Source organism: Henriciella sp., assembly GCF_049649345.1.
Classification (GTDB): domain Bacteria; phylum Pseudomonadota; class Alphaproteobacteria; order Caulobacterales; family Hyphomonadaceae; genus Henriciella.
Genome location: NZ_JBARZC010000539.1, coordinates 1 through 10,805, shown reverse-complemented (window position 1 = coordinate 10,805; position 10,805 = coordinate 1). Strand labels below are relative to the sequence as shown.

Here is a 10,805-nt window from a genome sequence, read left to right as displayed (position 1 = left end):
AGCCAAATCCATCCCGCAGGTTTGCGGATCGCTGCGTGAGGCGCTCGAAAGCCTCGATGCAGACCGCGACTTCCTCAAGAAGGGCAATGTCTTCGACGACGATCAGCTCGATGCCTATATCGATCTGAAGATGGAAGAGGTCGAGCGTCTTCAGCTTCACCCGCATCCGGTCGAATTCGACATGTACTACAAGGTCTAATCGGCATTGCCGATCCAGATAAAAGCGCCGGGGCATCGCTCCGGCGCTTTTTTAGTCCACGGTCTTGTCCACGGCTGTGTTCATATGCGCCCTTGCGTGAAACATGGCATGGACAAATATAGCAACGTCTGCGACCACGGTTGTAGAAGACCATAAATGATCAGGCTGGATTTCCCCTAATGAGCGACCCTTTCAACACCGCACTCAATCTCGTCCCCATGGTTGTCGAACAGACGAGCCGCGGTGAGCGCGCCTTCGATATCTTTTCGCGCCTCCTGAAGGAGCGGATCATTTTCGTGACGGGTGGCATTGATGACGGGATGGCCGCGCTGATCACCTCGCAGCTTCTGTTCCTCGAGTCCGAGAGCCCGAAGAAAGAGATCGCGATGTATATAAACAGCCCGGGCGGCTATGTTTCGTCCGGTCTCGCGATCTATGACACGATGCAATACATCCGCTGCCCGATCTCGACCGTGTGTATCGGCCAGGCGGCGAGCATGGGGTCCCTGCTGCTGGCGGCCGGCGAGAAGAATATGCGGATCGCGCTTCCGAATGCGCGAGTCATGGTACACCAGCCTTCGGGCGGTTATCGCGGCGTTGCGACCGACATTGAGCGCCATGCCGAGGAAATTCTCGAATTGAAACGCCGTCTCAACAATATTTACGTAAAGCACACCGGTCAGGATTATGACACGATTGAGCGTAAACTGGATCGAGACACGTTCATGACGGCAGAGGAAGCCAAGGATTTTGGCCTGATTGATCAGGTTTATGAGCGCCGCAAGGGCGAAGAGGAAGAATAGTTTGGCCTGATGCGCGCCTGCACTTGCGCGGCTGAACTTTGAAAATAAGATCGATTTTAGTGCGGCATTCGCGCGCGGCATAAATCGTGCGTTAATTGATCGCAAGCATTGAGGTAGCCATGACGAAACAAAACGGCACCGGCGATTCGAAGAATACGCTATACTGTTCCTTCTGTGGGAAGAGCCAACACGAAGTCAAAAAGCTGATTGCCGGCCCGACCGTGTTCATCTGCGATGAATGCGTCGAGCTGTGTATGGACATCATCCGCGAGGAGAGCAAAGCTTCCGGCTTCAAGTCCAAGGAAGGTGTGCCGAGCCCGCGCGAGATCTGCGACGTGCTGGATGATTATGTCATCGGGCAAGCCTATGCCAAGCGCATCCTCTCGGTGGCGGTTCACAATCACTACAAGCGGCTCTCGCACGCCTCCACGGCGGACGGGGTCGAGCTTGCTAAATCGAACATCCTGCTCGTCGGCCCGACGGGGTGCGGCAAGACGCTGCTTGCCCAGACGCTGGCGCGCATTCTCGATGTGCCATTCACAATGGCCGACGCGACGACGCTGACCGAAGCGGGCTATGTCGGTGAGGACGTCGAGAATATCGTTCTCAAGCTGCTCCAGTCTGCCGACTATAATGTCGAGCGGGCCCAGCGCGGCATTGTCTATATCGACGAGATCGACAAGATTTCCCGCAAGTCCGACAATCCGTCCATAACCCGCGACGTTTCGGGTGAAGGCGTGCAGCAGGCGCTCCTGAAGATCATGGAGGGCACTGTCGCCTCCGTGCCACCACAGGGCGGGCGCAAGCATCCCCAGCAGGAATTCCTGCAGGTCGATACGACGAACATCCTGTTCATCTGTGGCGGCGCCTTTGCCGGCCTCGACAAGATCATCGCCTCGCGCGGTGACGGCACCCGTATCGGTTTCGGTGCGGATGTGAAGGACCCGGATGGCCGCGGCGTCGGCGAGCTTCTGCGCGATACTGAGCCAGAAGACCTGCAGCGCTATGGCCTGATCCCCGAATTCATCGGCCGTCTGCCGGTCATCGCGACCCTCGAAGACCTTGATGAAGACGCGCTGATCGAAATCCTGACACAGCCGAAGAATGCGCTGCTCAAGCAGTATCAGCGTCTCTTCGACATGGAAGACGTGAAGCTGACTTTCACAGACGAGGCGCTGACCGCCGTCGCCCGCAAGGCGATTGCCCGCAAGACGGGCGCGCGCGGCCTTCGCTCGATCATGGAAGGCATCCTGCTGGACACGATGTTCGAGCTGCCAAATCTGCGCGGTGTCGAGGAAATCGTGGTCAATGGCGAAGTTGTCGAAGGTCATGCCGCTCCGCTGCATGTCCACGCGAAAGCCGCCAAGCCGAGCGAAGCGTCCTAAACCTGTGCAATTCGGGATGCTCAGACCGGCTTGAATGGTTTGAGTTCACCTCCACATCTTTAAACAGAAGCCGGAATCGTCCACCTTTGAGGCGAGCGGCGGATTGCTGCTGAGCAGGATCCAGAAATTAAGAGGAGGCATGTAATGCCCAGGAAAACCCTCCCAGTCCTTCCATTGAGGGATATTGTTGTCTTTCCAGACATGGTGGCGCCGCTCTTTGTGGGCCGTGACAAGTCTGTGAGAGCCTTGGAAATGGTCGATGAAGGCGAGAACGAGATCATGCTCGTCGCCCAGAAAGACCCGTCGACAGACGACCCGACCGCAGATGACGTGCACGAGCTTGGAACAGTTGCGACCATCCTGCAGCTCCTCAAGCTGCCTGATGGCACGGTCAAGGTGCTGGTCGAGGGCGCGAACCGCGCTCGCATCGCCCAGTTCAACGACCGCGACTCGTATTTCGACGCCGATGTCGAGCTTATCGAGCCGGAAGTCGGCGATACGGGCGAGACCCAGGCGCTGGCCCGTGCGGTCATCGACCAGTTTGAAAACTACGCCAAGCTCAACCGCAAGATTCCGCCGGAATCGGTGGCAACGGTGTCGCAAATTACTGAAGCCGGCAAACTTGCCGATGCGGTCGCTTCGCAGCTTCAAGTGAAGCTTGCCGACAAGCAGGAGCTGCTCGAAGTCTCCAGTGCCCGTGAGCGCCTCGAAAAGGTGTTCGCTCTCATGGAGGGCGAAATGGGCATGATGCAGATGGAGCGGAAGATCAAGAACCGCGTCAAGCGTCAGATGGAGAAGACCCAGCGCGAGTATTATCTCAACGAGCAGATGAAGGCGATCCAGCGCGAGCTGGGCGATTCGCCTGAAGGCGAGCGCGATGAAGTCGCCGAGCTTGAAGAGAAGATCCGTGAGACCCCGTTCAGCGAGGAAGCCCGCGCCAAGGCCGACCAGGAAGTCAAAAAGCTTCGCCAGATGAGCCCGATGTCGGCTGAATCGACGGTCGTGCGCAATTACCTCGACTGGCTGCTTGCTCTGCCCTGGGGCCACCGCAAGGATATCTCCACCGATCTCGACAAGGCCGAAGAGCAACTCGACGAGGACCATTATGGCCTCGAAAAGGTCAAGGAGCGCATCCTGGAATATCTGGCCGTACAGAAGCGGACCCAGAAGCTGAAAGGCCCGATCCTCTGCCTCGTCGGCCCTCCGGGCGTCGGCAAGACCTCGCTTGGCAAATCAATCGCCGAGGCGACTGGCCGAGACTTTGTGCGCGTGTCGCTTGGCGGTGTGCGTGACGAGAGCGAAATCCGTGGTCACCGCCGGACCTATATCGGCTCCATGCCGGGCCGCATCGTCCAGTCGATGAAGAAAGCCAAATCCGGCAATCCACTCTTCCTGCTCGATGAGATCGACAAGATGGGCATGGACCATCGCGGCGATCCGGCCTCGGCGCTTCTCGAAGTGCTCGATCCGGCGCAGAATTCGACTTTCAACGACCATTATCTGGAAGTGGATTACGACCTTTCAGACGTGATGTTCGTGACCACGGCGAACTCGCTCAACATGCCGCAGCCGCTTCTCGACCGGATGGAAGTCATCCGTATTGCCGGCTACACCGAGGATGAGAAACTGCAGATCGCCATCCGCCACCTGCTTCCCAAGATCCGCAAGGATCACGGGCTTGGCGATAGCGAATGGATCGTTAAGGACGAGGCCATCCGTGACCTGATCCGCTACTATACCCGCGAAGGCGGTGTCCGTAGCCTGGAACGTGAATTGGCCAAGCTCGCCCGCAAGGCGGTCCGTCAGATCACGCAGAACAACGCAACCAGCATTGAAGTCACGTCCGATAATCTCGGCGACTTTGCCGGCGTGCGTAAGTTCCGCTTCGGTCTTGCAGACGAAGAAGACCAGATCGGGGCTGTGACAGGTCTTGCCTGGACGGAAACGGGCGGCGACCTCCTCACAATCGAGGCGGTCCAGATGCCGGGGCGCGGCATGATGAAAGTCACCGGTAACCTCCGGGATGTCATGAAAGAGTCGATCCAGGCGGCAAGTTCGCTGGTGCGCTCGCGCGCGGTGATGGTCGGCATCAAGCCGAGCCAGTTCAACACGACGGACATTCACGTCCACGTGCCGGATGGCGCCACGCCGAAAGATGGCCCGTCTGCCGGTATCGCCATGACAACAGCGATCGTCTCGCTGCTGACCGGTAATCCGGTTCGCCGCGATGTGGCGATGACGGGTGAGATTTCGCTGCGTGGCCGCGTCCTGCCGATCGGTGGGCTGAAGGAGAAGCTGCTTGCAGCCCTTCGCGGCGGGATCAAGACCGTCCTCATTCCTGAAGAGAATGAAAAGGACCTGGCCGAAATTCCGGACAATGTGAAGGAAGGCCTGAAGATCGTGCCGGTCACGGACATCAATGAAGTCCTGGCCCGGGCCCTGACGCGTCCGCTGACGCCGATTGAATGGTCGGATGAGGACGAAGCGGCGCTTCAAGCCTCACTGGCTGGCAAGCCGCGCGATGGAGACAATGCAGAGTCTCTGCGTCACTAGATAAAATTCCAAACGCCGGGCGGCCTTTTGCGACTTTCGCAGAAGGCCGTCTTGCATTTCGCGCGAAGCTTGCGCACAAGGCTTTTCTGGAAAGGGCGGTTAGCTCAGTTGGTAGAGCATCTCGTTTACACCGAGAGGGTCAGCGGTTCGAGCCCGTTACCGCCCACCAGTCCTCACTCTCAAAGTCAGCTTGCGGCCCGGTCGGCGCGAATGTCTTCTATCAGCCTGCGATAGGGGTCTGGCAGGGGCGGGGACTGACGGTCCACGCCGAGCAGGTTTACCACGTCCGACATCATGACGCGCTCGCCTTTCGTACGGCTTGCGAAGCGGGCGACGATGCGCACACGCGCGGTCTTCTGGCCTTTGTGGATGAAGTCGTGTTCGAGGCAGATATATTTCTCGTCCCAGCCAACCAGCTTCGTTTTGACGCTGAAGGCCTGATGCGCTCTCAAGGATTTTACGAAGGTTACAGACTCGGCCGTGACGACCGGGACCCAGCCGCGCTTGCGAAGCCGCGACCAGAAATTGGTCCTGATGATAAAGTTCGTCGTCGCAAGATCACTGAAGGAGAAGTAGCGGCTATTGGTCATGTGGGCGAACATGTCCTGGTCGGTCAGCATCACGCGTGAGCGGATTTCCGTCTCGTCGAACGGGTCCGTATCTTTCTTTGAGAAATGGGCCCGCAGGAAAACGAAGAGGAGACGGAAAAAGAGGTTCATCCAGGCATTCCGGCGGCTCAGTCCGGTTTCAGCATCTTGGCGACCAGTTCATCGTTGAAATTCACGATGTGGGACACAGCCTCGTGCGAGAAGATTGCGCCTGTATACCATGTCCGCTGTTTACCCTGCATGGTCTCCAGCCTTTTCATCAGGCCGTCCCTGATCGCATCGGACTTGTATTGGGAATTGTATTTCCAGAGCTTCTGCAGGATGACGTTCTTCACGCGGCCGCCCTTTTTCTCGATGTCGGCGCGCAGCAATTCCTGTAGTTCGGCTTCGGAATACGCACCGGTGAGTTGCCCCGTCAGGTAAAGCGCGCCGCCGAGTTCGTCTTCTGCGCCTTCATAGCGAGCCGAGAGAAGCTGGCCCCGGTCCGCACCAGGCACGACGGAGTCCAGAAATGCCTCGACATGAACGTCCGTGAACCAGTCCTTCACCGCGACAAGAGTTGTGGTGTAGCCGTTCCAGTCTACTGACGAGGCGACATAGGACTCGTCTTCCGTCGGGTCTGTCATTTTGGCGAATTCATCGAGCGGAATGGCGCACACAACTTCGTCGAAGGATAGGCGCTCGCCCTCTGCCGTGACCAGCGTCACGCTGTCGTCTGCCCTTTCGACGGCCGAAATGCGCTGGTTAAGCCGCACATCCATCTCGCCGGCGATGCGGCGCCAGAATTCGGTCCAGCCCTCAAGCGGCATTCTGAGCTGTTTGAGCAGGCCGGTCACGATCAGTTTCATGTCGTTCCAGCGCAGCGCCTGGACCGTCGGTGTCTCGTCTATGAAGCCATAGGCAATATTGGTGGTCGAGCGCAGCATGAAGTTCTCGATCTTGCCGAGATTGCGCTGTTTTAGCCAGTCCTGGATCGGCAGGGCGGCCTCGTCGAGATCGGCCTGCGCCGGATTGAGGCGCGCCAGCGCTTTCTCAAGGCGTCTCTTGGCTTTCCAGTAGCCGATGACTTGCAAGGGCAGCGATGGCCCATAGCCGGACTTTACGAAATCCATAAAGTCGGCGCCGTCAAAGCGCTGCTCGCCGAGGTAGCCCATCGGCATGCGCAGCTCTTTCATCCATTGATTGGTAATCTTGTGCGAAAATGTGGCGTAGCAGGTGCCCATCTCGATGATGTTGCCGCCATGGCGGTAGGAGAAGGATTTGCCGCCGACATCGCCGAGTGCTTCGAAGACAACCGGTTCATACGCCCCGCTATCTTTCAACATTTTCGCGATACTGAGTCCGGCCGGACCGCCACCGATAATCCCGATTGTCCTTGGCCTGTCCACGTTCTCTATATCCATCCATGCTGGTCTGGCGGCTACCGGAACAATTATTCTTGTCCCAGAGCAAGGGAGACTCTGCAGATTCGGTACCAAGCTGTAGCGACAATAGGTGAAATTCGATGTCCCATTTTGGCGAGGGTTAACTAATTTCGCTTAATGAAGTCGATGATGATGCAAGATCGCGATCCTTCAGCAAGCCTTCGCGGGCTTGTGGGGCGGCTGCCGAGACCGGCAAGTTCGCTTCAGGAAGATGTATATCGCGAACAGCAAATGATCCTCGTCAAGCACCAGCTGATGATGGGGGGCATGAATATCTTCAACGGGATGCTGGTCGCCGTCGGCGCGGCGACCAAGGTGCCGCTTGCACACGCCGCGCTCTGGTTCCTACCCATCCTCCTTATCGGCGGCATGCAGATCCTGTCCTGGTTCAAGCTGCGCAATCTGCCAGCACCCAAAAAAGTCTCGGGCGGCTATCTCAGAAAGGCTGAATACGGGGCCATTCTGCTCGGCATTATCTGGGGCTCTGCTTCGGTCTTTCTAAGTGCCGGCGGGGACGCCGCGCACGCCATCTTCATCTGGATGATGCAAGCCGGCATGGCAGCAGGCAGTACCAGCATCCTTGCAGCTGTTCCGCGCGTCTCGTCCCGATTTGCCTTTGCCTGCCTGATCCCTGTCACCGTGATCAATTTCGCGCGCGGCGGCGATTATGCGCTGACGATCGCCACCCTTGCGCTGGTTTTCCTGGCGGCGCTTATCCATGGCAGCATCAACAGCTATGGCCAGCTCAAATCGATGATATCCACGGTTCATTCGAGCCGTGAAGCGCGCGAGAAACTCGCTGACGCCATCGATTCGTCGAATGACGCTTTCGCCTTCTATGATGATGAAAGCCAGCTCCTCCTTGCCAACAAGCGCCACAAGGACTGGTTTGGTGTTGACCGGCCTGACTTCCAGAAGGGTGAAGAATCGGTACCGGTCCTGTTGAAGAGCGGGCGCTGGCTAATGCGCTCGAGCCGCGAGACGGGCGAGGGCGGCGCCGTGGTCGTTCATACAGACATCACAACCCTCAAGACACGTGAGCGCGAGCTGATCGAAGCCCAGCGTGAGGCGGTCGACGCCGATGCTGCCAAGAGCCGGTTCCTCTCCACGATGAGCCATGAGCTGCGCACACCCATGAACATTATTCTTGGTTTCTCGAAACTGATGAATGGTGATTCCAAGCTGCGCCTTTCGGAGAACGAAATCCGCGAATATGCCGATAATATCCACACAAGCGGCACGCATCTGCTCCGCCTGATCAATGACATTATCGATTATTCGAAGGTCGGCCTCGACCGGATTGCGATCAATCCTGTCGAAGTTGAAACCGAAAGGTTGCTGACCGAGTCGATTACACTGGCGGCCGGGTTCGAAAACAAGTCCACACTCGATACGTTCGACGTGGCCGTATCGTCCAAGCTCTCAAGACTGATGGTGGATGAGACGGCGATCAAGCGCGTTCTGATCAATCTCATCACCAATGCGATCCGCTTCAACCGGCATGACAAGAAAGTCGTCATCAGGGCCGGCCTCGACGCGGATGGCGCGCCGTTCATCGCGATCCGTGATTTCGGCCGGGGCATTCCGGAAAACAAGCTGGAACGCGTCTTTGAAGCCTTCTACCAGGGCGACAATGAACTCGACCGCAGCCATGGCGGCACGGGTCTTGGCCTGACACTATGCCGTCATCTCGCCCGTCTTATGTCCGGCGATGTTATCCTGAAGTCGCGCCTGGGCGTTGGCACGACGGCGATCCTCTGCCTTCCAAAATCAATTCTGCTCGATGTGCCCAACAGTAATGTGGCGAGCGAACATAACGGTGAGCGTGACCGCAACGTCGCCTGATCAGGCCCAGAGCTTTTCCAGCGCGTCCGCAATCGCATAGGCGGGCCGTGCCATTGGCGGCGGGGTGCGCAGGCCAATGATCGCCGAGCCTTCGAGTGCTGATTCCTTTGTCGAGAATTCGGTCCAGCGCGTGCCAGCAACAAATCCGAAGTCCAGGCTGGAGACATACTGGCCGAATTCCAGTTCGCGCTCGTCCCGGAAGAGCGGCAACCAGACCAGGAACATCGCCTGTGGCCATCGTTTCATCGCGCGGGGCAGCCAATTGGCTAGCGCATCCATGTCGCGCTCGGTCTCATAGCTCGGATCGAGAAAGACAAGCATGCGTTCGCCATGGCGCGGCTGCAGGGTCAGGGCACCCTTATAGCCGTCTTCCTTGAGCGCCCGTGTGCGCGGATCATCGCCCAGATTGTTTTTCAGTTTTTCGTATTCGGCCGGATGGCGTTCGAAGAAGATCATGCGATCTTTCTTGCCGAGGCATTCCTGCGCAATGGCAGGCGAGCCGGGGTAGGATTTCAGAGTACGGGACCGGACGAAAGCGAGCCAGTCGGCCATTTCGGGGCAGGGGGGCTCACCTTCGATGAGAGGGATAATGCCCTGGTCGGCTTCCTTGGTCTTTGCGGCCTGTTTGCCTGTCAGATCGTAGGAGCCGGTGGCCGCATGGGTTTCGAGATAGAGCCAGCGTTGATCGCCGCGAGCAGCGATCTGCAGAACCGAGAACAGGACTGCGTGCTTGAACACGTCAGCCCTGTTTCCGGCGTGAAATCCATGCTGATAGGAAAGCAAGTCCTATTCGCCGCCTGATTCGAGCGATGCCTTGCGGGTCGCCTCGAATTCGTTGCCTTCATACCAGGTCGGCCATTCATCGGAATTGATGATCTTAAGCCCGACCTCGTAGAGCGCCGTGATGTCTTCCACCATGCCGGAGAGATCCCAATTGTCGGAATACTCGTCCATTGGCTTGTGATAGCGCTGAACGGTGTACGCCTCGCCTGCGGCCATGCCAGCTGCTTTGCCCCCATCGACCTTGTCGACGCCGCCATCGGCATACAGCATCGGCACGCCTTTCTTGGCAAAGGAGATGTGGTCAGAACGGTAGAAGTATCCGGCTTCGGGCTTCGGATCGGGCTTTACGGTGCGGTCCTGCGCCCCGATTTTGCTTTCCAGGATGTCTTCGAGTTCAGAGGCGCCATATCCGACGACCACCATGTCCTTCGTTCGGCCGATCGGCAGCATGCCGTCCATATTGATGCCTGCCACGACCTGATTGAGCGGCACGGTCGGGTTCTCAGCATAGTAGGCTGAGCCAAGCAGGCCGGATTCTTCAAGCGTCACGGAGACGAACAGGCCCGAGCGCGGATGCTCGCTGGCCGCCATCTTTTCTGCGATCTCGAGGAGGGCAGCAGAGCCAGTGGCATTGTCGACCGCGCCATTGAAGATGTCATCGCGGTAGAAGTCTTCTGTCGGCGCGCCGGTTCTCTCCTCGGACTTCTTGCCGAGATGGTCCCAGTGCGCGGTGAAGAGCATGTATTCGTCAGGGCTTTCCGTCCCCGGCAGGACACCGACGACGTTCTTGGATTCTGTCGTTGAGATGGATTGGACGATGTTGCCGCTGGAGGTTAGATCGCCCATGTCGACAGCGTCGAAGCCCGGCTCCTTGGCAGCGTCTTTCAACGCATCAAAGTCGAGATCGGCTTCTGCAAAGAGCTTTCGTGCGACATCCTCGGTCACCCAGCCTTCATATGTCGTGCGTTCTGCGCCGCCATCGCTGCGTACGAGGTCAGCCTGGGCGCCAGACCATGAATTGGAAACAACATCCCAGCCATAAGACGCTGGTGCCGTTTCATGGATGACAATCGCGCCTGTTGCGCCTTGGCGGGCCGCTTCTTCATATTTGTAGGTCCAGCGTCCGTAATACGTCATGGCCTTGCCGTTGAAGAGATCGTCTGTCCCGCGGGCAAAGCCTGGATCATTGACGAGCATGACAACGG

8 protein-coding genes, 1 tRNA gene and 1 pseudogene are annotated in these 10,805 nt (G+C 58.0%); 6 read left to right on the top strand and 4 right to left on the bottom strand.

Annotated elements, in window-relative coordinates:
• The 5 genes and pseudogenes from glnA to WA989_RS14825 all read left to right on the top strand — a co-directional run.
• Positions 1–199 (top strand): annotated as a pseudogene (gene glnA / locus WA989_RS14845) (glutamine synthetase); the annotation flags it as partial.
• Positions 200–378: 179 nt separating this feature from the next.
• Positions 379–1,002, top strand: coding sequence for an ATP-dependent Clp protease proteolytic subunit (locus tag WA989_RS14840; protein ID WP_424341258.1), 624 nt, complete (start codon positions 379–381; stop codon positions 1,000–1,002).
• 119 nt (positions 1,003–1,121) lie between these two features.
• On the top strand, positions 1,122–2,387 hold the full coding sequence (gene clpX, locus WA989_RS14835) for an ATP-dependent Clp protease ATP-binding subunit ClpX (protein WP_424341257.1): 1,266 nt from the start codon (positions 1,122–1,124) through the stop codon (positions 2,385–2,387).
• Between the two features lie 144 nt (positions 2,388–2,531).
• Positions 2,532–4,940: an endopeptidase La gene (lon, locus tag WA989_RS14830; protein WP_424341256.1), complete on the top strand. Its 2,409-nt coding sequence runs from the start codon at positions 2,532–2,534 to the stop codon at positions 4,938–4,940.
• Between the two features lie 93 nt (positions 4,941–5,033).
• A tRNA-Val gene (locus WA989_RS14825) sits at positions 5,034–5,109 on the top strand.
• 16 nt (positions 5,110–5,125) lie between these two features.
• On the opposite strand, the gene WA989_RS14820 is transcribed toward WA989_RS14825, so the two are convergent.
• Together WA989_RS14820 and WA989_RS14815 are read right to left on the bottom strand one after the other, a co-directional pair.
• The gene (locus tag WA989_RS14820) at positions 5,126–5,659 is read right to left on the bottom strand and encodes a thioesterase family protein (RefSeq protein WP_424341255.1); all 534 of its coding nucleotides are present in this window, start codon (positions 5,657–5,659) and stop codon (positions 5,126–5,128) included.
• A 17-nt stretch (positions 5,660–5,676) separates the two neighbouring features.
• Positions 5,677–6,951, bottom strand: coding sequence for an FAD-dependent oxidoreductase (locus tag WA989_RS14815; protein ID WP_424341254.1), 1,275 nt, complete (start codon positions 6,949–6,951; stop codon positions 5,677–5,679).
• 150 nt (positions 6,952–7,101) lie between these two features.
• On the opposite strand from WA989_RS14815, the gene WA989_RS14810 reads away from it, so the two are divergent.
• The gene (locus tag WA989_RS14810; protein WP_424341253.1) at positions 7,102–8,817 is read left to right on the top strand and encodes a sensor histidine kinase; all 1,716 of its coding nucleotides are present in this window, start codon (positions 7,102–7,104) and stop codon (positions 8,815–8,817) included.
• Here the strand turns inward: WA989_RS14810 and rlmJ are convergent, their stop codons facing one another.
• Both rlmJ and WA989_RS14800 read right to left on the bottom strand, forming a co-directional pair.
• On the bottom strand, positions 8,818–9,555 hold the full coding sequence (rlmJ, locus tag WA989_RS14805) for a 23S rRNA (adenine(2030)-N(6))-methyltransferase RlmJ (protein WP_424341252.1): 738 nt from the start codon (positions 9,553–9,555) through the stop codon (positions 8,818–8,820). It abuts the gene before it with no gap.
• A gap of 48 nt (positions 9,556–9,603) precedes the next feature.
• Positions 9,604–10,805, bottom strand: a 1,202-nt coding sequence (locus tag WA989_RS14800; protein ID WP_424341251.1) for a M28 family metallopeptidase, incomplete at its 5' end; no start/stop codon positions are given.

Coding starts and splice junctions, on each gene's coding strand:
- WA989_RS14840 (WP_424341258.1), top strand. CDS start 379: ATGAGCGACCCTTTCAACACCGCACTCAATCTCGTCCCCATGGTTGTC.
- clpX (WP_424341257.1), top strand. CDS start 1,122: ATGACGAAACAAAACGGCACCGGCGATTCGAAGAATACGCTATACTGT.
- lon (WP_424341256.1), top strand. CDS start 2,532: ATGCCCAGGAAAACCCTCCCAGTCCTTCCATTGAGGGATATTGTTGTC.
- WA989_RS14820 (WP_424341255.1), bottom strand. CDS start 5,659: ATGAACCTCTTTTTCCGTCTCCTCTTCGTTTTCCTGCGGGCCCATTTC.
- WA989_RS14815 (WP_424341254.1), bottom strand. CDS start 6,951: ATGGATATAGAGAACGTGGACAGGCCAAGGACAATCGGGATTATCGGT.
- WA989_RS14810 (WP_424341253.1), top strand. CDS start 7,102: ATGATGCAAGATCGCGATCCTTCAGCAAGCCTTCGCGGGCTTGTGGGG.